Genomic DNA, 21,182 nt, shown 5'->3' with positions numbered 1-21,182 from the left:
TTCCGCCGCCCCGAGCCCGACGAGGTCGCACGCGTGACCACGACGGCCGTCGAGCTGCTGGAGGTCGTGTGGGGCCGCGCTTCGACGGCACCCACCTCCGCGTCCCAGCTGCGGGTGCTGCACATCCTCGAGCACCACGACGGCATCAAGCTGCGCACGCTCGCCGAGACCCTGGCCTCGACCCCGCCCTCGACGAGCAGGCTGTGCGACCGGCTGCAGGCCGCCGGCTTCGTGGAGCGGGTGGCGAGCCCCGAGGACCGGCGCGAGGTCCGGCTGCACCTCAGCAGCCGGGGGCACGCCTTCCTCGCCGACCTGCGCAGCCGCCGGGAGCGGGAGCTGCGGAAGGTGCTGGCCGACATGCCCGCCGCCAAGCGGGTGGCCCTGCTGGAAGGGCTGGAGGCGTTCTGCGCCACCGCGGCGACGCAGATACTCGACGACGACGCCCCGGCGTCCGGCAGCCGCACCGCCTGATCCGCCGTCCGCGGTTCCTCCGCCACCCTTCGGCCTCGGCTCCCCGCGGGCGCCCGGGGCCTTCGACGCATCCGTCGACCGGAGCATTCCAGGTCCTTCCCCGCGCACGTCCGACACGGTTACTTTGTTGCCTGATGGCTATTATTGTCAAACGGCAACAATTCGTCCGACAGCCCTTGTCGGGATCCTGTTACCCCGCTCCGGTCCGTTCTGTCAGGGCATGTGCGTCATGTCTCCGAGCGGCGCAGCGCGGACCGACGTGCGGTGCACCGCGACCCGAGGAGGCGTAACGGTTCGGCAGTGGCCGAACCGTCGGGCTCCTAGCGTTCCGGGCATGACGCACGACACGCATCAGGTGATCCGGCCCACCGTCCTCTACTTCGGCACCCCGGTGGTGCTGCTCAGCACCGGCAACCGGGACGGCACCGCCAACCTGGCCCCCGTCTCCTCCGTCTGGGCGCTCGGACAGCACCTGGTCCTCGGCCTGGGCGTGGAGAGCCGGACGGCGCGGAACCTGGCGGAGCGGCCGGAGGTGGTGGTCAACGTGGCCTCTCCCGAGCTGTGGGAGCGGGTGGAGCGCCTGGCGCCGCTGACCGGCGAGGACCCGGTGCCCCCGAGCAAGCGGGCCGTGTACCGCCACGAACCCGACAAGTTCGCCGCCGCCGGGCTGACGCCGCGCGCCTCCGACCTGGTGGGGCCGCCGCGGGTCGAGGAGTGCGGCCTGCAGCTGGAGGCCAGGGCGACGGCGCTGCACCCGGGCGGGCGGGGCAGCTTCCTCGCGGTGGAGTGCGAGGTCCTGCGGGTGCACGCGGACCGGCGGATCGTGGTCCCCGGGACGCACCACGTCGACCCCGGCGCGTGGAATCCGCTCATCTACAACTTCCGGCACTACCACGGCCTTTCGCCCGAGGTCGGCCACGGATTCCGTTCGGAGACGGCCGCCGCCCACGCCGGGTGACCGCCCGCGGGGCGGGCGGCACCGGCGAACCGGCCGCGGAGGCCCGGCCTCGTGCCGGGATCCTCCGGAAATCCCCCGCGTCCCCGGCGCACCGGCAGATCGCCACCGTCTCCCGTACAACCTTTGACACGCCTGCGCAGTCATGTACATGAGGCCGGGAGGGATTTCCACGGGCGCGTACCACGCGCGCCCGCCGAGGCGAAGGCGCCGACCCGCATCCGCGCGGTGCGCCGTCCGCTTCTTCCGCCCGCCTCCTACCCGACGCACCAAGGCGTCGACAGACGTGAGGTAGGAGTTTTGAGACGTCGTACAGCACATGCCTACCGCCCGCTGAGCATGAAGCGCAGAGCCTGGGTCACCCTGGGCGCCGTGCTGCTCGGCGGCGGTGGCGTGGCGACCTACGCCATGGCCGACCCGCCGGCATCCGCCTCCCCGGCCGAGCAGGCGCGTGACAAGCGCCCGGTGCGGGTCTACGACCTGCCGCTGCCGGGCGACAACGCGGAGAAGGAACTCCCGCGCACCGGGACCAAGCTCTTCTCGATGCTGGGCGTCTCCTGGGACGCCGCCGAGAAGCAGTTCGACGGCACCGCCCAGGTCCGCACGCGCAACGCGGACACCGGCGCCTGGTCCGCCTGGCAGGACCTCGAGTTCCACCTGTCCCCGCCGGAGGACCCCACCGCCGCGATGCGCGGCGCCTCGGAGCCGCTCTGGGTCGGTCCGTCCGACGGCGTCGAGGTGCAGGTCGTCCGCGAGGACGGCACCACCGAGGCCATCCCCAAGGGCATGCAGGTCAACATGATCGACCCCGGCGTGGTCACCACCGCGGAGACCAGGTCGGTGGACGTCCGGTTCGAGCCCGTCGCCTTCGGCGCCACGAACGAGGACGGCGAGAGCCCCTCGCCCACGGCGCCCGGGCCGACCGACCCGCCGACGCAGCCCGCCGAGGGGACCACCCCGCCGGCCGAGGCCACCACGCCGCCCGCCGAGGGGAGCCCGACGCCGACCGCGGAGCCGAGCACCCCCTCCGAGGAGCCGAGCGGGACGGAGCCGCCGGTCGTCAGGCCGACCGCGCCGCCGTCCACGGTCACCCGGCCCCCGATCATCAGCCGGGCCCAGTGGGGCGCGGACGAATCGACCGTCGAGGACCCGTCCGACTACATCGAGAAGGTCCAGGCGGTCTTCGTCCACCACACCGTGGGCTCCAACAGCTACAGCTGCGCGGAGTCCTCGGCCCTGGTGCGCGGTGTGATGGCGTACCACATCGGGACCAACGGGTGGAACGACCTCGGCTACAACTTCCTGGTCGACAAGTGCGGCCAGATCTTCGAGGGCCGCAGCGGCGGCGCCGACCTCCCGGTCCTGGGCGCCCACACCTACGGCTTCAACACCTACTCCACCGGCATCGCCTTCCTCGGCGACTTCGAGGGCGAGGAGGGCAAGCCGGCCGCCAGGCCCACCCGCGCCGCGCTGGAGTCGGCCGCCCGCATCGCCGCGTGGAAGCTGGGCCAGTACGGCGGCAACCCCACGGGCAAGGTCACCCTCAAGGCCGGCGCCGACACCGGCGTCTGGAAGAAGGACGAGCCGGCGAACCTCGACGTGATCTCCGGTCACCGCGACGGTTACAACACCGCGTGCCCCGGCGAGGCCCTGTACGACAAGCTCGGCGAGATCCGCCGGATCGCGGCGAGCCCGCTGCGCAACGCCGCCGTCCCGACCGCCGACTTCAACCGTGACGGCGTCACCGACCTGGTGGCCGGCATCCCGCGGGCGTCCGGCGGCAAGGGCAGCGTGGTGGTCGTCCCCGGCTCCACCGACGGCCCCGACGGACCGCTCCGCAAGGTGATCTCGCAGAGCTCGGCGGGTGTGGTCGGCGCCTCGGAGGCCGGCGACAACTGGGGCGCGGCCAGCGCCTGGGGCGACGTGGACGGTGACGGCCACGCCGACCTGGTCGTCGGCGCCCCCGGCGAGGACGGCTCCGCCGGCGCGGACGCCGGAGCGCTCACCGTGCTGTACGGCCCCACGCTGACCCGCACCGAGTTCGTCGCCGACCCCGTGAACAAGGCGGGCGCGAAGCTGGGCTCCACCGTGGCGGTCGGCGACTTCGACGCCGACGGCAAGGCGGACGTGTTCTCGGCCGGCACCGGCGGCGGAGGCGTCTGGGCCACCAGCATCACCGGCAGGAAGACCCAGACCGGCAAGCTGACCGGCTCCACCTCGGCCGTGGCCTACCTGGACTCGGCGACCGGCGACTTCAACCGCGACGGCTACGCCGACGTGGCCCTGAACTACCGCGACCAGTCCTCCGTGGGCCGGGTCACCTGGTTCAAGGGCTCCGCCACCGGCCTGACCAAGGTCAGCGTCCTGTCCGTCAAGGGCGGCCGCTCCATCGCGGCGGGCGACGTCAACGGCAACGGCTACGACGACATCGTCATCGGCCAGCCGTACACCGCCGAGTCCGGCGCCAAGGCCGGCGGCCAGGTCACCGTCGTCCCGGGCACCTCCACCGGGTTCACCACCACCGGGATGAAGACGGTCCACCAGGACACCTCCGGCGTCCCCGGCTCCGCCGAGAGCGGCGACGCCATGGGCTGGTCGGTGTCGGCGGGCGACTACAACCTGGACGGTTACGCGGACGTCCTCACCGGCGCGCCGCGCGAGGACATCTCCCGCAGCGGCAACCGCGCCGACGCGGGCATGGTGTTCCTGCTGAAGGGCAGCTCCTCCGGCCTCACCGGCACCGGGGCGCTCGGCTACACCCAGGACACCTCGGGCATCGGCGGCGCCACCGAGACCAACGACCGGTTCGGTTCGTCCGTGGTCCTCCAGGACCTGTCCGGCTGGGGCCGCGCCGACCTCGCCATCGGCGTGGAGGGCGAGGACTCCTACACCGGCACCGTCCTCCAGTTGGACTCCGGCAGCGCCGGCGTCTCCACCACGGGCGGCGTCTACTACGGCAACGGCACGCTGGGCACCCCGTCCGGCGGGCACCTGGGCCAGACCCTGCAGCCGTGAGTCCGCGGTCGTGACCGCACCGGGCCGGGGAAGCGCGCGTCGCTTCCCCGGCCCGGCGTTATTTATTCCTGTGCACGCAAGAATTCACGGACGAATGTTCTTTCCGGGAAGGCTCGACATATCGCCGGCGGCCTGTGCTACGGTGGTGCCAGTTGCAGTTTTGGTTACCAGAGACTTCTTGAGTGTTCTCAGACGACCTTTACGTCTACGGGAACACTCTTTTTCTTTTCCGGATATTGCCAGAGCAGCGACCCCGGGTCACGAGGTGTGGCTCGGAAACTGCCCACAAGGAGATTTCAGATGGCATCCGGCACCGTGAAGTGGTTCAACGCGGAAAAGGGCTTCGGCTTCATCGAGCAGGACGGCGGCGGCGCCGACGTCTTCGCCCACTACTCGAACATCAACGCCTCCGGCTTCCGCGAGCTGCAGGAGGGTCAGCGCGTGAACTTCGACGTCACGCAGGGCCAGAAGGGCCCGCAGGCGGAGAACATCACCCCCGCCTGACGCGTACCGCGCACCGCGCAGCATCCGGCCGGGCCCGCACTCCACGTGAGTGCGGGCCCGGCCCGCGTCGTGCCCGGATCCGCCCCGGATCTTTCGCGGGGGTGCTTGCGCGCCGGCCGGGCGGCCGGGGGATCCTGTGCCCATGCGCATGGTTGTGACCGGGGCCACCGGGAGTCTGGGCACGCTGGTGATCGAGGGGCTGCTGGAGCGGCTCCCGACGGACCGGGTGGTCGCGGTGGTGCGGAGCCGGGAGAAGGGCGCGGCGCTCGCCGCACGGGGCGTGCGGCTCGCCGTCGCCGACTACGACGTCCCGGACAGCCTGTCCGCCGTGTTCCGGCCGGACGACCGGGTGCTGCTGATCTCCGCGAACGACCCCACCGCGGACCGGGTGGCCCAGCACCGGGCGGTGATCGACGCGGCGACGGACGCGGGCGTGGCGCTGCTGGCGTACACCAGCGCGCCGGGAGCGCTGACGTCCCGCCTGGCCGACGCCCACCGGCGCACCGAGGGCCTGGTGCTCGCCTCCGGGCTGCCGTACACGCTGCTGCGGAACAACTGGTACACGGAGGTCTTCACCGAGCAGCTGCCGCTGGTGCTGCACCTGGGGGTCCTCGCCCGGGCCGCGGGGGACGGCCGCGTCGCCTCCGCCTCCCGCGCGGACTACGCCGCGGCGGGGGTCGCGGTGCTGACGGGCGACGCCGCGGAGCACGCGAACCGGACCTACGAGCTCACGGGCGACACGGCGTGGTCCCTCGCGGAGTACGCCGCCGAGGTCGGGGCGAGGGCGGGGCGCGCGATCCCGTACCGGGCGCTGTCCTACGACGGGTACATGGCGTCGCTGGTGGGGGCGGGCCTGCCGGAGGAGGCGGCCGCGCTCCTCGCCGGCGCCGACGTCTCCATCGCCCGCGGCGAGCTCTCCCGCACCACCCCCGACCTCTCCACCCTCCTGGCCCGCCCCACCACGCCCATGCCCCACACCGTCGCCCGCGCCCTCCACGGCCTCCTCCCCGCCTGACGCCCCTTGGCGGGGGCCGCGCCGCGCGCTTCCACCGCGCGGCGCCTCCGCGGACGACCCTGCCGACGGATGCGGGGATGCGGGGATGCGCGGATGCGCGGATGCGCGGATGCGCGGATGCGGGGCGGAAGAGGGGCGGAGGCTTGCAGGTGCGGGGCTGGGGGCCTTAGGTTGGCGCACATGCGGGAGTACTCGATAGGGCGGGCCGCCCGGCTGCTCGGGGTGAGCGCGGACACCGTCCGCCGTTGGGCCGACGCGGGCCGGCTCGCGACCCGCCGGGACGACGCCGGCCGCCGCGTCGTCGCCGGGCCCGACCTCGCCGCGTTCGCGGTCGAACTGGCCCAGGACGGCGACGGCGAACGCGCCCCCTACACCTCCGCGCGGAACGCCTTCCCCGGCATCGTGACCGCCGTGCAGCTCGGTGACGTCGCCGCCCAGGTCGAGATCCAGGCCGGCCCGCACCGCCTGGTGTCGCTGATGACCAGGGAGGCCGTGGAGGAACTCGGACTGGAGGTGGGCGTGGAGGCCACGGCCCGCGTGAAGGCGACCAGCGTGCACGTCGACCGCCCTGTGGACCCCCGGTGATCCGCGCCCGGTCCCGCACTTGCGCCCGCGCCCTCGGGGGCGCCCGCGCCCGCACTCGCGCCCCTGTGCGCCCCGCCGCGGCCCTCGCCTCGGTCGGCGCCACCCTCCTCGCGCTCGCCCTCTCCGGCTGCTCCGCGCAGGAAACCGGCCCCACGGTGACCGTCTTCGCCGCCGCCTCGCTCAAGGAGTCGTTCACCACCCTCGGCGAGGAGTTCGAGGAGCGGAACCCCGGCACCGAGGTCGAGTTCAGCTTCGGCGGCAGCGACACGCTGGCCGCGGGCATCACCGGCGGCGCCCCCGCCGACGTGTTCGCCTCCGCCGACGAGGCCACCATGACCCGCGTGACCCGCGCCGGAGGGACGTCCGGCCAACCCCAGGTCTTCGCCCGGAACCGCCTGCGGATCGTCACCGCCCCCGGCAACCCGGACTGCGTCCGGAGCCTCGGCGACCTCGCCCGCCCCGAACTGAAGGTCGTGCTCTGCGATGCCGCCGTCCCCTGCGGCGCGGCCGCCCGCACCGTGCTGGAGACCGCCGGGGTCCGCGTCCGCCCCGTCTCGTACGAGCAGGACGTCAAGGGCGCGCTCACCAAGGTGCGGCTCAAGGAGGCCGACGCCGCGCTGGTGTACGCGACCGACGTGCGGGCCGCCGGGGACGCGGTGACCGGCGTGGAGTTCCCGGAGGCGGAGACGGCCCTGAACAGCTACCCCATCGCGGTGCTCGAGGACGCGCCGCAGCCCGAGGAGGCCGAGGCCTTCGTGGAGTTCGTGCGCTCCGCCGAGGGCCGCCGGGTGCTGCGCGCGGCGGGATTCATGGAGCCCGGAGCGGACCGGCCGTGACGACCGGCGCCGCCACCGCGAAGGGCCGGCGGTCCACCGGCCGCGCGCCCCTCGCCCTGCTCGTGCCCGCCGCCGCCGGCCTGGTGTTCCTGCTGCTGCCGCTGGCGGCGCTCGTGCTGCGCGCCCCCTGGTCGGAGCTGCCCACGCAGCTCGGCGAACCGCGGGTCTGGGAGGCGCTGCGGCTGTCCCTGCTGTCCGCGACCGCGGCGACCGCGCTCTGCCTGGTGCTGGGGGTCCCGCTGGCCTGGGTGCTCGCCCGCACCGACTTTCCCGGACGGGGCCTGCTGCGCGCCCTGGTCACGCTGCCGCTGGTGCTGCCGCCGGTGGTCGGCGGTGTGGCGCTGCTGATGGCGCTGGGCCGGGACGGCCTGGTGGGCCGGCTGCTGGACGACTGGTTCGGGGTGACGCTGCCGTTCACCACGGCGGGCGTGATCGTCGCCGAGGCGTTCGTGGCGATGCCGTTCCTGGTGATCAGCGTGGAGGGCACGCTGCGCGCCGCCGACCCCCGCTTCGAGGAGGCCGCGGCGACTTTGGGGGCGTCCCGGTTCACCGCCTTCCGGCGGGTGACGCTGCCGCTGATCGCGCCGGGGGTCGCGGCGGGCGCGGTGCTCGCCTGGGCCCGGGCGCTCGGCGAGTTCGGCGCGACCATCACCTTCGCCGGCAACTTCCCGGGCCGCACCCAGACCATGCCGCTCGCCGTCTACCTGGCGCTGCAGAGCGATCCGGCGGCGGCGGCGGCGCTCTCCCTGGTGCTGCTGGCGGTCTCCGTGGCGGTGCTGGGCGCGATGCGGGAGCGGTGGACGACGGGGGTGGGCGCGTGACGGACGGCCTCGACGCCCGGCTCGTCGTGCGGCGCGGCGACTTCCTGCTGGACGTGGCGCTGACCGCCGCGCCCGGGGAGGTGGTGGCCCTGCTCGGCCCCAACGGCGCGGGCAAGACCACCGCGCTGCGCGCCCTGGCCGGGCTCACCCCGCTGGACGACGGCCACCTCCTGCTCGACGGCCGCGAACTGTCGGCGCTGCCCGCCGAGAACCGGCCGGTCGGCGTCGTCTTCCAGGACTACCTCCTCTTCCCGCACCTGTCCGCCCTCGACAACGTGGCCTTCGGCCTGCGCTGCCGGGGCCTGTCCCGGCGGGAGGCGCGGGCCGAGGCCGCGCGGCGGCTGGAGCGGATGGGGCTCGAGCGGCACGCCACCGCACGGCCGCGCCGCCTCTCCGGCGGCCAGGCCCAACGCGTCGCGCTGGCCCGGGCGTTGGCCACCCGGCCCCGGTTGCTGCTGCTCGACGAACCGCTGGCGGCCCTCGACGCCCGCACCCGGCTGGAGACCCGGGCCGCCCTGCGGCGGCACCTGGAGGAGTTCGAGGCCGTGGCCGTGCTGGTGACCCACGACCCGCTGGACGCGATGGTGCTGGCGGACCGGCTGGTGGTGGTGGAGAGCGGCCGGGTGGTCCAGACGGGCACCCCCGACCTGGTCGCCCGGCGTCCCCGCACCGACTACGTCGCCCGCCTGGTCGGCCTCAACCTGTACCGCGGCACGGCCTCGGGGCACCGGGTGCGGGTGGACGGCGGCGGGCGCGAAGCCGGTGCCGGTGCCGGTGCCGGTGTCTTCGCTGTCACTGTCACTGTCACGGAGGAGCTCTCCGGCGAGGTGTTCGTCGCCTTCCCCCCGTCCGCGGTGACGCTCCACCGGGAACGTCCGGCGGGCACCAGCGCGCGCAACGTGTGGCGCTGCCGGGTGGCGGGGATGGAGTCGCACGGCGACCGCGTCCGCGCCGACCTCACCGGCGAACTGCCCATGGCGGCGGACCTCACCACCGTCTCGGCCGCCGAACTGGGGCTGGCTCCCGGCGGCGAGGTGTGGGCCACCGTCAAGGCCGGACAGACCCACGCCTACCCGGCGGAATAGCGGGGGCACGGAGGGCGTGAAGGGGAAGGGGAACGGGCGGCGGCCGGCGCGGGTGCGGGTGGCTGGGCCGGCGCCGGGGACCTCGCGCCCCGTGCGCTCATAACCGCTCGGCGGCCTGCTCCACGACCTCCGTGCCGGTAGCCCCCGCACCCGCGGGGACGGCGGCCGCGGGGCCGACCTGCGCGGCCAGGACCAGCGCCGCCACCGCGACCAGCGCGGCGCCCACGGCGCGGAGATGACGCGCGTGCGTCCGTCGGATCAAGGCGACCTCGTCGAGCTCGGTGGACCAAGGTGAACAACGATCAACGTGCGGTTCAACCTAGAGCCGCCCATACCGAACGGCAAGACCCGGAAAGGGAGTTGGCAGCCCCGAAGCGTGACGAAAGGGGTGAACGGCTCGCACCCGGCGTCCGCGGTGGCGGAGTCCGGGCGGAACGGGGCGGGCGGCGGACGGCGGGAGCGGGGGCTCCGGCGGCGGGCCGCACCACCCGGCGGTGGTGCCGGGCCATGGCGGTCGGGCCGGGGCGTAGGGCCGTGGCGTCGGGCCGTGGCGTAGGGCCGTGGCGTCGGGCGGCTGCACGGCTGAGAGGCGGGCGGGATTTCCCCCCGTGCCCGCGCGGCATGAACGCGGTCGTCCCCACGTTGTGAACAGTGGAGGGAGGTAACGGAGCCGAGCCGCTCAGGAGTCGTCGTGACCGTCAGTCCCCCGCCCGAACCGAACACCGCCGACCGGAACACCCCGGACCTGTCCTCCCGCGACCCCCACTGGTGGCGCCAGGCGGTGATCTACCAGGTGTACCCGCGTAGTTTCGCCGCGGCGAACGGCGGCGAGGTGGGGGACCTGCGGGGCGTCACACGACGGCTGGCCCACCTGGCGACGCTCGGCGTGGACGCGGTCTGGCTGAGCCCCTTCTACCCGTCGGAGCTCGCCGACGGCGGCTACGACGTCGCCCATTACCGCGACGTCGACCCCCGCCTCGGCACGCTGGAGGACTTCGACCTGATGGTCGCCGAGGCCCACCGGCTGGGCCTCAAGGTGATCGTCGACCTGGTTCCCAACCACACCTCCCACCGGCACGCCTGGTTCCAGGAGGCCCTGCGGGCCGGGCCCGGATCGCCGGCCAGGGACCGGTACGTCTTCCGCGACGGCCGCGGCCCGGACGGCGAACTGCCCCCGTCCGACTGGCACTCGGTGTTCGGCGGCAGCGCCTGGCGGCGGGTGCCGGACGGCCAGTGGTACCTCCACCTCTTCGCGCCCGAGCAGCCCGACCTCAACTGGGACAACGAGGAGGTGCGCGCCGACTTCCGCACCACCCTGCGGTTCTGGTCGGACCGCGGCGTCGACGGCTTCCGGGTGGACGTGGCGCACGCCCTCGCCAAGGACCTCACCGAGCCGCTCCGGGACCTCGGCGACCTGGCGGCCGGCGGCGACGAGGCGCTGGAGGGCATGGCGCCGGGCGAGCACCCGCTCTACGACCGGGACGAGGTGCACGAGATCTACCGCGACTGGCGCAAGATCCTCGACTCCTACGCACCGCCCCGGATGGCGGTCGCCGAGGCGTGGGTGCCGGGGCCGCGGCGGGTGCTGTACGCCCGCCCCGACGAGCTGGGGCAGGCGTTCAACTTCGAGTACCTGCGCACGCCGTGGGAGGCGACGGCGCTGCGGTCGGTGATCACCGACTCGCTGGAACAGGCGCGGGCGGCGGGCGCGTCGGCGACCTGGGTCCTCTCCAACCACGACGTCATCCGGCATGCCACCCGCCTCGCCCTGCCGCCGGACGCCGACCCCGACGCCTGGCTGCTCTCCGACGGCCGGGAACCGGAGGTCGACGCGGAGCTGGGGCTGCGCCGGGCGCGGGCGGCGACGCTGCTGATGCTGGCGCTGCCGGGGTCGGCGTACCTGTACCAGGGGGAGGAGCTGGGACTGCCGGAGGTCGCCGACCTGCCGGCCGAGGCGCTGCGGGACCCGATCTGGGAGCAGACCGGGCACGCGCGCAAGGGGCGCGACGGATGCCGGGTGCCGCTGCCGTGGACACGGGACGGCGCGGGCTTCGGATTCGGGTTCGGCTCCGGTTCCGCGGCCGGGACGCCCTGGCTGCCGCAGCCGGCGTCCTTCTCCGAGCTGTCGGTGGAGGCGCAGGACGGGGTCGAGGGCTCCACGCTGGAGCTCTACCGCGCGGCGCTGCGGATCCGGCGCGGGCTGCTGAGCGCGGACGAGTCCCTGACCTGGCGCGACGACAGCGGTCCGGGTGTCCTGCACTTCGCCCGCCCGGGCGGCTGGCAGGTCGTCGCCAACACCTCCTCCGCGCCGGTCCCCCTCCCTCCGGGCCGCCCCCTGATCACCAGCGGCCCCCTGGACGGCACCACGCTGCCCCCCGACACCACGGCCTGGCTCAAGGCCTGACCACCCCCGCCGACCCCCGCGCCCGCACGACACGGTCCCGGCGGCCCAGCCGGAGCGGCACGGTCCCGGCGGCCCCGGATGGAGCGGCACGGTCCCGGCGACCCAGCCGGAGCGGCACAGTCCAGGCGGCCCAGCCGGAGCGGCACGGTCCCGGCGACCCGGCCGGAGCGGCAGGGTCCGGGAGAGCCCAGCCGGAGCGGCAGGGTCCAGGCGGCTCGGCCGGAGCGGCACAGTCCGGGGCAGCCCCGCCGGAGCGGCAGGGTCCAGGCGGCTCAGGCAGGGCGGGACCGGTCTCGTCGGGGCCGACTCGATCACGGCGGGGCCGATCGGGCGAGGCTCGGTCGGGGCAGGACGGGTCGGGAGACGCAATCGGGGCGGGACCAGTCGGGGCGGGACCGGCGGGGACGGCCACTCAGGGCGGGACCGGTCAGGGCGGGACCGGTGGGGACGGCCACTCAGGGCGGGACCGGTCAGGGCGGGACCGGTCAGGGCGGGACCGGTCAGGGCGGGACCGGTCAGGGAGGCTCAGTCGGGGCGGGAGCGGTCGGGGCCGGACCGGTCGGGCCGGGGCCGGGGGTCGGGGGGCTGGGCGGCACGGTAGGTGGAGAGGCTGACGCGCGCGGCGGACACCTCCTGTTCCGCCCGCGTGAGCCACCGCTCCCACCGCGCCCGCATCGGCACGATCAGCCCTCCGCCCACTCCGACCACCACAACGCCCGCGACCGTCCCCAGTCCCGCGTACAGCACCGGCAGCACCACCCCGGTGGCGATCCCCGCCTGCTCCAGCGCCGCGATCACCCCCAGCACCACGATCGCCGCCCACACCCCGCCGGCGACCCCCTTGCCGTACGGGACCGTCGCCAGCACCGCCCCGACCACGTGCCGCGCCCCGTTGGCGACGGCGAGCGCCACCACGACCAGCACCACCGCCACCACGCCCCGCGGCAGCCAGGCCACCACCCCTTCGATCACCGCACTGACCGGGTTCGCGCCGAACACCCCGAGGGCGAGCTGCAGCACGACCAGCAGCAGCGCGTACCGGACCACCCGGCAGACGATCCCCGTCATGTCGTACGCCGACTCGCGGAGCAGCCGCCGCACCCCCGCCCGCTCGGCCAGCCGCTCGGACCCCAGCCTCCGCAGCACCCGCTCCAGCACCTTGGCGGCCGTCCGGGCCACCACCCATCCCCCTCCCAGGACGACCAGGAACCCGGCCAGCCGGGGCACGAACAGGACGACCCCCGACCAGGCCTCCTCCACTCCCCGGCCGAGGTCCACGGCGGGTCCCGTCACCCCTGCGCCCCCGTCGCCCGGCTCCGCCGCCACGCCCGCAGCCTCGGCAGCGACCGCGACCGCGGCACCCGCCGGGGCAGTCGCAGGGGGACCGGTCCGAGACGGAACCGGCTGTGCCGCCGCCGGCCCTCCCGCGGTGACCCGCCCTCCCGCGGTGACCCGCCCTCGCGCGGCGGCACGCCCGAGTAGGGCCCCGCCTCCCGCGCCGACCGCTCCCACGCCGGTGGTTCGTCCGGCCCGGGGCGGCGGACGGAGAAGATCGTCGTGTCGTCCTCCAGGTGGCCCCCGGAGTGCAGCAGCACTCCCTCGCGGACGAAGCGGACCACCCCCTCCGGCCGCCGCAGCGCGGGGTCCCGGGCGGCGGCCCGGGCGACCTCCTCCCGCAGCGGATAGAAGTCCCCGGCGGCGTTCCGCGCCTCGGTGACCCCGTCGGTGGTGAGCAGCAGGGTGGCCCCGGCCGGTATCGGGACGCGCAGGACCGGTGGGGGCAGGTCCGCGATGTCGCTCATCCCCAGCGGCAGCCCGTGCGCGCCGGGCAGCGCGCCCGTGGTGCCGTCGGGGCCGATCAGCAGCGGCGGCTCGTGGCCGAAGTTGACCATCTCCACCACGCCCGGTTCGCCCGCCGGGTAGCCGATCATCACCGCCGTGGCGAACCGGTCGCGGTCCTGCTCGGCCCCCAGGTCGAGGCGGTAGGCGACCTGGCGCTTCAGCCGGATCTCCAGCCGGGACGCCACCGCCGCCAGCGACCGCTCGTGGTACCCGGCCTCCCGGAAGGTCCCCAGCAGCGCGGCGGCCGTCTCCACCACCTCCAGGCCCTTTCCCTGCACGTCCCCGACCACCACCCGTGTCCCCCACGGGCTGGGCTGGATGTCGTAGAAGTCGCCGCCCACCCGGGCCTCGCTGTTGGCCGGCAGGTAGAGCGCCGCCTGCTCCAGCCCGCCGAGCCCGGGCGGGAAGGGACGCAGCACGGCCCGGCGGGTGGTGTCGGCGACCACGGACATCCGCGACAGCCGTTCGGCGTGGCTGATCCGCACCACGCAGGCGAAGACGGCCAGCGCCCCGCCGATGACCAGCAGCACCAGGACCGGCCAGGGACTCACCGTCGGACGCACGACGGCGGTGACGAGCACGTACACGGCGAGGGCGAACAGGGCCAGGAACGCCGTGCCGCGCACGCTGCACAGGGCGGCGGCCACTCCGGGCGCCAGCACCATCCAGGACACCGCCCGGAACCGGTCGTCCGTGGCCACCTCCACGACCGCGGCGGCGATCACGATCAGCGCGGGCAGCACCCAGCCGGTCGAGTGCCCCCGCCAGTAGAGGAACGCCGCCGGACCCGAGACGCCGAGGGACGCGGCCTTCTCCGCACCGGTGGCGCGGACCGGCCCCGGGGAGTCGAACGTGTCGGGCGTGGGCTGCATGACCTCAGCGAAACACGGGGTCCAGGGGCCTGCATCCGGTGGTGGACAGCGAGGACGTCCCGAGTTGCCCCTTCACTCGTACGGGTGTCCGCTGGAAACCGGAGCCAGGGTTCGTCCACAGGCCGCGGCCCGTCCGCGCCATCCGGTCCACTCTCGAAGCCCCTGGCTTTCCGGCGGAGAGGAGCGTTTCCATGACGTACGCGCCAAACGCCCCGCGAGGCTCCCTGTCCCGGCCTCCCGGCACCTGGCACACGGGCGCCGACCAGCGTCCCGGCGCCGACCTGCGGCTGCTCGGCGAGCGCGGGACGAAGATCATGAAGTGGGCCCTGCCCCTCGGGCTCGGGCTGATCTACGGCTTCTGGGCCGCCACCGACGTCCGCCGCGGCGGTCCGATCACCGGCTGGAACGTGTTCTTCGGCTTCGCGACGGCCCTGGTGTTCATGCTGGCGCTGATGGCGCTGCGGGCCCTCGCCCCGCGCCTGCCGCACGTCCCGAGGGCCCTGGCCTGGGCGGCGTTCGCGGGCATGGCCCTGGGCTTCCTGGTCAGCACCACCAACCAGAGCGTGCTCCGCTCCGTGGTCCTGGGCCTGGCCCTGGCGGTGGGCGTGTTCGTCTCCGTCCTCTACCGGGTCAGCACCCACCGGACACCCGGCGCGGTGGCCCCGGGGGAGCTCCACCATCCGGCCACGGCGGGCGAGGACGCGATGCGCACCGCGGCGTACGCCTCCGAGTCGTCGACCACCCGGTCCGCGCTCGGCACGGCGGGCGCGCCGACCACCACCACCGCCACCACGACCGCCTCCAGGACGGGCACGGCCCCCACCACCGCGACGGCGCCGGGGGCCGTGCCCCCGCACCCCATCCGGCTGCGCCGGCAACGCCGCGGCAAGGCACGCCTGCTGATGCGGACGCTCAAGATGGCCCGCGCGATGCGCCGACGCCACTGAGGGTCCCGGCCACGCCGCTCACCCCGGCCACGCCGCTCGCCCCGGCACGCCGCTCACCCGGACGGACGCGCGTCGCTCGCCCCGGCCGGGCGGGCGGCGTTGTCTGGGGGTGTGACTCCCCGCACGCGCCGTCTCCGTGACGTGCTGTCGGCGGCCCTGACCGCCGCGGCGTGCCTGCTGCTGCCGTTCGGGGTGCTGGCCGCCTGGGCGGTGCACGGCATCGCGGACACCGGCCGGTACGTCACGACCATGGCGCCGCTCGCCTCCGACCCGGCGGTGCGCGGCCTGGTCGCGGACACGGTCGGCGCGGGCATCGTGCACAGGCTGGCGGACGACCGTGACCTGCCCCCGTCCGCGGCGCCGTTCGTGCACAGCGCGGTGCGGTCGTTCACCACCACGGAGGCCTTCCGCGCCGTATGGGACGCCGGGAACCGGGCGTCGCACGAGGCCGTGCTGAAGGCCCTGCGCGAGCCGCGCGACGGACCCGTCACGGTCGACCTGGCGCCCATCACGGAACGGGTCCGGCACGAGCTCGCCGACGAGAACGTGCCGCTGGCCGGCAGCATCCCGGTGCGGCACACCCGGGTGGCCGTCCTGGAGCCGGAGGAGCTGCGCGGGCTGCGGGACGGGCTGCGCACGCTGGAGGTCGCCGGGGTGTGGCTGCCAGTGTCGGCCGGGGTGCTCGCGGTGGCCGGCATCGCCGTCGCGGTGCGGCGCCGCCGGGCGGTCACCGCGACCGCCCTCGGCACGGCGGTGGGCGGCGCGGTCCTCGGCGTCGCGTTGCTGGTGGGGCGGGCGGCGCTGCTCGCCGACCTCCCCCCGGGCGTCTCGCGTCCCGCCGCGGCCGCGGTCTACGACGCCCTCACCGCGCCCCTGCGCCACGTCGCCTGGGCCCTGGTCGCCCTCGGCCTCCTGGTCGCCGCCACCACCTGGCTCACCCGCCGCCGGGCGACGGCCCGACAAGCCTCCCCCCGCACGGCCCCGGCCGCGCTGCCGTCCCCCGACCCGGCCGTCGACCCCACCGAACCCAGCCAGGCCCAGGCCTGAACCGCCCTGCCCCCACCCCACCCCACCCCACCCCTTGGGTCACCTGCCCGCGTCCCCGTTCGGCCGGAGCACCCCCCGGTTTGCCCCAGGACACCCCCGGTCACCGGAGCGCCCCGGCCACGGAGGCCGACGGTCGGCCCCGGAGCACCCCGGGGCCATCGGAAACCGGGCCGGACATGCCGCGGAGTGACCGTTCCGGTGACCCGCCGAGGCCGCGTGGGGCACCATGAAACCGTGGCCACGACGCAGCAGAGGCAGACGCAGCAGCAGGCGTCCTCATCCCGCCGACGCCCCGCCCGCGCCGTCGCCGCCCTGGCCGCCGCCGCGCTGCTCGCGGGGACCACCGCCGTGACCGCCTTCCGCGTCGCCGACGCCGACGGTCCTACCCCCGTGCCGCAGCTGCTGGCCTTCCTCCCCTGGCTGGCGGTCCCGGCCGGCCTGGGGCTGCTGGGCGCCCTGCTCGCCCGGCGCCGCGTCCTCGCCGTCTGGGGGGCGGCCCTGGTGGCGCTGCTCGCCTGGTACACGGTCCCGCGCGGGGGCGACCACGACCCGGCGGGAAGCCCTGTCGCCGATCTGCGCGTCCTGACCGCGAACCTCCAGTTCGGCCAGGCCGTCGGCCCCCTCGTGGACCTGGTCCGCCAGGAGCGCCCCGACCTGGTCTTCGTCCAGGAGTGCGACCCCGCCTGCATGGACGCCCTGACCTCCCGGCTCACCGCTACGCATCCGCACCGCCGGGCCGTGGCGGGAGGCGGACCGGTCGGCTCGGTGATCCACTCCCGGCTGCCCCTGACCGCGGCGGCCGGGGTTCCCGCCTCCATGGGCCAGCCCGGCGCCGTCATCGAGGTCGCGGGCCATCAGGTCCGCCTGCAACTGGCCCATCCCTCGCCGCCCATCCCCGAGCGCCTGACCACCTGGCGCGCGGAGCTCGAGGACCTCCGCCACTGGGCAGGGGAGCGGGCAGCCGCCGGAAACGCCGAAGCCGTCGCCGAGGACACCCCCGTGATCCTCGCCGGCGACTTCAACGCCTCACGCGACCACGCCGCGTTCCGCCGCCTTCTCGACGACGGGGGCCTGAACGACGCGGCCGCCCTGGCCGGCGCCGCCCGCAGGGCGACCTGGCCGGTCACCGGAGCGCCGGCGCCGGGCGTGCAGATCGACCACGTGCTGGTCTCCCCCGCGTTCACGGCCCGCGACGCCCGGTTCCCGGCGATGGAGGGCTCGGACCACCGAGCCGTGCTGGTGACCCTCACCCTCCACCGCTGACGCGACGACGGCCGGAGCCGCATGAGCCGCAGTAGCTGCCGGAGCCACGGGAGCTGCCGGAGCGTCAGACGCCGATGTCCCGCCCGTCCTGGCGCCACACCGCGACCACGGCGGGCCGGACGTACGTGCCCGGGCCGTCGGGCCACTGCGAGGCGGGGTTGTCCACGTCCGCCCCGTCGACCTCGCCCGGGTGCTGCACGGCGACCAGGACACGGCGGTCCTGGATCACCGGGCCGCAGGTCTCCGCGCCCTTCGGCACCGTCAGGAACTGCTTGAGCTCGCCCCGGCGGTCACCGGTGACCGCGACGCCGAACAGGCCGTCGTGGTTGCCCAGCGCGTTGCCGTCGGTGGAGATCCACAGGTTGCCGTGCGGGTCGAACGCCACGTTGTCCGGGCAGGAGATGGGGCTGACCTTCTCCTTGGGGAAGCCGGCGAAGTAGGTGGCCGGGTCGCTCGGGTCGCCGGCGACCAGGAACAGCGACCAGGCGAACTCCAGGGCATCGGGCCGGGAGTGCTTCTCGGTGAGCTCCAGGACCTGGCCGTGCTTGTTCTGGTTGCGCGGGTTGGCCTCGTCCGCGGCCGGGTAGTTCGTCCTGCCGCGGTTGCTGTTGTTGGTCAGGGCGACGTACACCTTGCCGGTGCGGGGGTTCGGCTCGACGTCCTCGGGGCGGTCCATCTTGGTCGCCTGCCGCTTGTCACCGGCCAGGCGCGTGAAGACGAAGACCTCCTCGGCCGTCATGCCCGGCACGTGCGAGACGGCACCGTCGGCGGTGGCGGTGGCCAGCGGGATCCACCGGCCGCTGCCGTCGAACTCGCCGTCCGAGGGCAGCTTGCCACTGCCGTCGATCTCGGAGACGGGCGAGTCGCCGGTGAACCGGGCGACGTACAGGGTGCCTTCGTCGAGCAGCGTGAGGTTGTGGGCACGGGCGGCGCGGGAGTTGCCCTTCGCCATCCGCTTGGAGCCGACGAACTTGTACACGTAGTCGAAGCGCTCGTCGTCGCCCGAGTAGATGACCGGACGGCCGTCGGCGGTGAGGCTGACGGTGGCGGCCTCGTGCTTGAAGCGGCCGAGCGCGGTCCGCTTGCGCGGGACGGAGTCCGGGTCGGTGGGGTCGAACTCGACGACCCAGCCGAAGCGGTGGACCTCGTTGGGCTCCTGAGCGACGTCGAACCGCTTGTCGAAGCGCTCCCACTTGCGATCGGTGGCGCCGGTGCCGATGCCGTAGCGGCTGTCGGTGGTGCGGCCGGCGTTGGCGAAGTACTGGTTGAAGTTCTCCTCGCCGTGCAGCGTGGTGCCCCACGGGGTGACGCCGCCCGCACAGTTGTTGAGCGTGCCGAGCACCTTGGTGCCGGTCGGGTCGGCGGAGGTCTTCAGCAGGTCCGAGCCGGCCGCGGGACCGGTGAGCCGGAACTCCGTGGTGGCGGTGACCCGGCGGTTGAGGTGGTGACGGGGGACCGGGCGCAGCGCGCCGGTGCGGCGGTCCTCCTCGACGACCACGGCGGACAGTCCGTGCGCGGCCCAGGCGATCGCCACCTGCTCGCGGGTCGGGTTGTCCGCGTCGTAGTCGCGGAACATCAGGACCTCGTCGGTGTACTCGTGGTTGGCGACGAGGATCTGGCGGTGCGGCTCGCCCTTCAGCGGGAGCAGGGCCAGGAAGTCGTTGTTGTAGCCGAACTGACCGGCCTGCGCGGCGGCGGTCTGGTTCTCCGGGTCGAACCGCGGGGCACCGCGCAGGATCGGTTCGCCCCAGCGGATGACCACGTTCTGGCCGTAACCGGCCGGCACGGTGACCCGGTCCGCGGTGTTCGGCGCGACGGGCGTGAAGCGCAGGCCGCGGGCGCCGTCCGGCTTCCCGGGGCGTCCGTGGCGGCCCGCCGCCTCGGCGGCCTGCGCGGGCTGGGCGCCACCGACCGTGGCGGTGCCGGCCGCGGCGGCGACCGTCACCACGGCGGCGGCGCGCATCACCGAACGGCGGCTCACCACACCGGCGACGATGTCCCCGATGTAGGCGTTGTCGCTGGTGTTCGGCACCGCGTGGAAGCAGGCGTCACCACAGCGGAAGCGACAGGTCAGGGCCGAGCGGCCGCCTGGATGCGCGGCGGACGGCGTTCCTACGATCGGCAGCGAAGTGCGCACGTTCGAATCTCCCCTTGTGCCCTAGGTGTGAAGGTGACGCTAGGGAGGAAGGCGTGCGGGAACGGATCGTCCGGGTGAATGACGGGTGAACCGGCGGCAGCCATACGGCTGTCAAACCTCGGGACGGGAAGGGTCCACCCGATGGGACGCGTCCGGTCGGGTGCGGTGGCGGACGCGGGGCGTGCGCCCCTTACCGGACGGCCCCTGAGGGGCCGCTAACCTTACGTGTCCGTCCTGGCCAGGGTTCGACGGGCTTCAGCTCCTCCGAAGGGTAGCGACACATGGGCATCTTCTCTCTCCTGCGGAACGCGTTCGGAAAGGCACGCAAGGAACGTGCCGCCGACCCGGAGCCCACGGTCCCGCCGCAGGGCGGTGCCCCGGACAAGGCCGCGGCGGACGAGGCCCCCGCGACGGTTCCGGCGCCGGCCTCCTCGCCCGAGCAGCCGACCGGGAAGACGGAGCACGAGCTGGTGTCCGCGGCGTTCGACGGCGTCGCCATCCCGAAGCCCGCCGAGCCGGGTGACGACGCCGTCGCCCCGAAGGCCGTGGCGGAGCCCGAGGCCGTCGCCGAGGCTGAGGCGAAGGTCGACTCCCGCATCGAGGAGGCCACCACCTCCGACCCGCAGCCCGAGCCCGCCGCCGACGCCCCCGCGAAGGCCTCCGCCGAGACCGAGGCTCCCGCCGACGCGGAGCCCGCCGCCGACGCCGCCGCCGAGACCGAGCCGAAGTCCGCCGCGAAGGACGAGCCCGAGACGCCCGAGGCCGGTACCGACTCGGAGCCCGCTGCCGAGGCTGAGGCCAAGACGCAGGACGAGCCCAGAACTCCCGCCGGGGCAGAGGCTAAGGACGAGCCCGCCACCGAGCCCGAGGCCCCCGCCGACGAGAAGCCCGCCGCGGTCGCGGACGCGCAGGACAAGCCGGAGGCCGACGCCGCCACGGAGCCCGAGCCCGAAGCCGCCGCGCAGGACAAGCCGGAGCCGGAAGCCGGGGACAAGGCCGAGGCGAAGGACGAGCAGCCGCAGGAGCCGAAGGCACAGGACAAGCCGGAGGCCGACGCGGACACGGACGCGGAGGCTGAGGCAGAGGCGAAGGACGAGCAGGCGCCGGAAGCCGACTCCGACGCGGACGCAGAGGACAAGCCGGAAGCCGACGCGGACGCGAAGGCACAGGACAAGCCGAAGGCTGACGCGGAAGCGGAGGACGAGCCGAAGGTCGAGGCGAAGGACAAGCCCGAGGCTGAAGCGAAGGCTGAGGCGCAGAACGAGCAGGCACCGGAAGCCAAGGCGCAGGACCAGCCGAAGGCCGACGCAGAGGACGAGCCGAAGGCCGACGCGGAAGCGAAGGACGAGCCGAAGGCCAACGCCGAGCCGGAGGCCGCCGCGG

At 74.8% G+C, this 21,182-nt stretch carries 17 protein-coding genes and 1 pseudogene; 14 read left to right on the top strand and 4 right to left on the bottom strand.

Going from position 1 to position 21,182, the window contains the following annotated elements; genetic code table 11:
- Window positions 1-33: 33 nt before the first annotated feature.
- From ABZ836_RS22625 to ABZ836_RS22585, 9 genes are all read left to right on the top strand, one after another.
- Complete coding sequence (locus ABZ836_RS22625; RefSeq protein ID WP_356136678.1) at window positions 34-471, top strand: MarR family transcriptional regulator; 438 nt, start codon at window positions 34-36, stop codon at window positions 469-471.
- A 334-nt stretch (window positions 472-805) separates the two neighbouring features.
- The gene (locus ABZ836_RS22620; protein WP_356136646.1) at window positions 806-1,429 is read left to right on the top strand and encodes a flavin reductase family protein; all 624 of its coding nucleotides are present in this window, start codon (window positions 806-808) and stop codon (window positions 1,427-1,429) included.
- A 336-nt stretch (window positions 1,430-1,765) separates the two neighbouring features.
- The gene (locus ABZ836_RS22615; protein ID WP_356136644.1) at window positions 1,766-4,441 is read left to right on the top strand and encodes an FG-GAP-like repeat-containing protein; all 2,676 of its coding nucleotides are present in this window, start codon (window positions 1,766-1,768) and stop codon (window positions 4,439-4,441) included.
- Between the two features lie 300 nt (window positions 4,442-4,741).
- Entirely contained in the window at window positions 4,742-4,945 is a 204-nt protein-coding gene (locus ABZ836_RS22610; protein ID WP_030189287.1) for a cold-shock protein, read from the top strand.
- Between the two features lie 142 nt (window positions 4,946-5,087).
- Window positions 5,088-5,960, top strand: a complete 873-nt coding sequence (locus tag ABZ836_RS22605) for an SDR family oxidoreductase (protein WP_361144814.1) — start codon at window positions 5,088-5,090, stop codon at window positions 5,958-5,960.
- 180 nt (window positions 5,961-6,140) lie between these two features.
- Window positions 6,141-6,545 carry a helix-turn-helix transcriptional regulator gene (locus tag ABZ836_RS22600; RefSeq protein ID WP_361144811.1) on the top strand — a complete coding sequence of 135 codons (405 nt, stop codon included), beginning with the start codon at window positions 6,141-6,143 and terminating at the stop codon, window positions 6,543-6,545.
- A 65-nt stretch (window positions 6,546-6,610) separates the two neighbouring features.
- The gene (gene modA / locus ABZ836_RS22595) at window positions 6,611-7,381 is read left to right on the top strand and encodes a molybdate ABC transporter substrate-binding protein (protein WP_361144808.1); all 771 of its coding nucleotides are present in this window, start codon (window positions 6,611-6,613) and stop codon (window positions 7,379-7,381) included.
- Window positions 7,378-8,202: a molybdate ABC transporter permease subunit gene (gene modB, locus ABZ836_RS22590; protein ID WP_361144805.1), complete on the top strand. Its 825-nt coding sequence runs from the start codon at window positions 7,378-7,380 to the stop codon at window positions 8,200-8,202. The genes modA and modB overlap by 4 nt, the downstream gene beginning before the upstream one ends.
- A complete protein-coding gene (locus ABZ836_RS22585; RefSeq protein ID WP_361144802.1) occupies window positions 8,178-9,287 on the top strand; it encodes an ABC transporter ATP-binding protein in 1,110 nt (369 codons plus the stop codon). The genes modB and ABZ836_RS22585 overlap by 25 nt, the downstream gene beginning before the upstream one ends.
- Before the next feature lie 97 nt (window positions 9,288-9,384).
- Here ABZ836_RS22585 and ABZ836_RS22580 read toward each other — a convergent pair whose 3' ends face one another.
- Window positions 9,385-9,549 (bottom strand): hypothetical protein, encoded by a 165-nt coding sequence (locus tag ABZ836_RS22580; RefSeq protein WP_356136632.1) that lies wholly within the window; start codon window positions 9,547-9,549, stop codon window positions 9,385-9,387.
- A 429-nt stretch (window positions 9,550-9,978) separates the two neighbouring features.
- On the opposite strand from ABZ836_RS22580, the gene ABZ836_RS22575 reads away from it, so the two are divergent.
- On the top strand, window positions 9,979-11,691 hold the full coding sequence (locus ABZ836_RS22575) for a glycoside hydrolase family 13 protein (protein ID WP_361144799.1): 1,713 nt from the start codon (window positions 9,979-9,981) through the stop codon (window positions 11,689-11,691).
- Window positions 11,692-12,216: 525 nt separating this feature from the next.
- On the opposite strand, the gene ABZ836_RS22570 is transcribed toward ABZ836_RS22575, so the two are convergent.
- Both ABZ836_RS22570 and ABZ836_RS22565 read right to left on the bottom strand, forming a co-directional pair.
- Window positions 12,217-12,984 (bottom strand): hypothetical protein, encoded by a 768-nt coding sequence (locus ABZ836_RS22570; RefSeq protein WP_356136628.1) that lies wholly within the window; start codon window positions 12,982-12,984, stop codon window positions 12,217-12,219.
- Entirely contained in the window at window positions 12,981-14,405 is a 1,425-nt protein-coding gene (locus ABZ836_RS22565; RefSeq protein WP_361144796.1) for a PP2C family protein-serine/threonine phosphatase, read from the bottom strand. The genes ABZ836_RS22570 and ABZ836_RS22565 overlap by 4 nt, the downstream gene beginning before the upstream one ends.
- A 191-nt stretch (window positions 14,406-14,596) precedes the next feature.
- On the opposite strand from ABZ836_RS22565, the gene ABZ836_RS22560 reads away from it, so the two are divergent.
- The 3 genes from ABZ836_RS22560 (at window position 14,597) to ABZ836_RS22550 (ending at window position 17,662) form a co-directional block, all read left to right on the top strand.
- Window positions 14,597-15,352: a hypothetical protein gene (locus ABZ836_RS22560; RefSeq protein ID WP_361144793.1), complete on the top strand. Its 756-nt coding sequence runs from the start codon at window positions 14,597-14,599 to the stop codon at window positions 15,350-15,352.
- 111 nt (window positions 15,353-15,463) lie between these two features.
- A complete protein-coding gene (locus ABZ836_RS22555) occupies window positions 15,464-16,399 on the top strand; it encodes a hypothetical protein (RefSeq protein WP_361144790.1) in 936 nt (311 codons plus the stop codon).
- 234 nt (window positions 16,400-16,633) lie between these two features.
- Window positions 16,634-17,662 (top strand): endonuclease/exonuclease/phosphatase family protein, encoded by a 1,029-nt coding sequence (locus ABZ836_RS22550; protein ID WP_361144789.1) that lies wholly within the window; start codon window positions 16,634-16,636, stop codon window positions 17,660-17,662.
- Between the two features lie 64 nt (window positions 17,663-17,726).
- On the opposite strand, the gene ABZ836_RS22545 is transcribed toward ABZ836_RS22550, so the two are convergent.
- Window positions 17,727-19,799 carry a PhoX family protein gene (locus tag ABZ836_RS22545; RefSeq protein WP_361144786.1) on the bottom strand — a complete coding sequence of 691 codons (2,073 nt, stop codon included), beginning with the start codon at window positions 19,797-19,799 and terminating at the stop codon, window positions 17,727-17,729.
- Between the two features lie 281 nt (window positions 19,800-20,080).
- Here ABZ836_RS22545 and ABZ836_RS22540 point away from each other — a divergent pair.
- Window positions 20,081-21,182 (top strand): annotated as a pseudogene (locus ABZ836_RS22540) (hypothetical protein); the annotation flags it as partial.

The sequence above is a fragment of the Streptomyces sp. NPDC047130 genome (genome assembly GCF_040643475.1).
GTDB lineage: Bacteria > Actinomycetota > Actinomycetes > Streptomycetales > Streptomycetaceae > Streptomyces.
This window is presented reverse-complemented; position numbering and strand designations above follow the sequence as displayed.

Excerpts from the sequence above, each read along its gene's own strand:
- ABZ836_RS22560 (WP_361144793.1), top strand. The coding sequence starts at position 14,597 with ATGACGTACGCGCCAAACGCCCCGCGAGGCTCCCTGTCCCGGCCTCCC.
- ABZ836_RS22615 (WP_356136644.1), top strand. The coding sequence starts at position 1,766 with ATGAAGCGCAGAGCCTGGGTCACCCTGGGCGCCGTGCTGCTCGGCGGC.
- ABZ836_RS22565 (WP_361144796.1), bottom strand. The coding sequence starts at position 14,405 with ATGCAGCCCACGCCCGACACGTTCGACTCCCCGGGGCCGGTCCGCGCC.
- ABZ836_RS22600 (WP_361144811.1), top strand. The coding sequence starts at position 6,141 with ATGCGGGAGTACTCGATAGGGCGGGCCGCCCGGCTGCTCGGGGTGAGC.
- ABZ836_RS22610 (WP_030189287.1), top strand. The coding sequence starts at position 4,742 with ATGGCATCCGGCACCGTGAAGTGGTTCAACGCGGAAAAGGGCTTCGGC.
- ABZ836_RS22620 (WP_356136646.1), top strand. The coding sequence starts at position 806 with ATGACGCACGACACGCATCAGGTGATCCGGCCCACCGTCCTCTACTTC.
- ABZ836_RS22605 (WP_361144814.1), top strand. The coding sequence starts at position 5,088 with ATGCGCATGGTTGTGACCGGGGCCACCGGGAGTCTGGGCACGCTGGTG.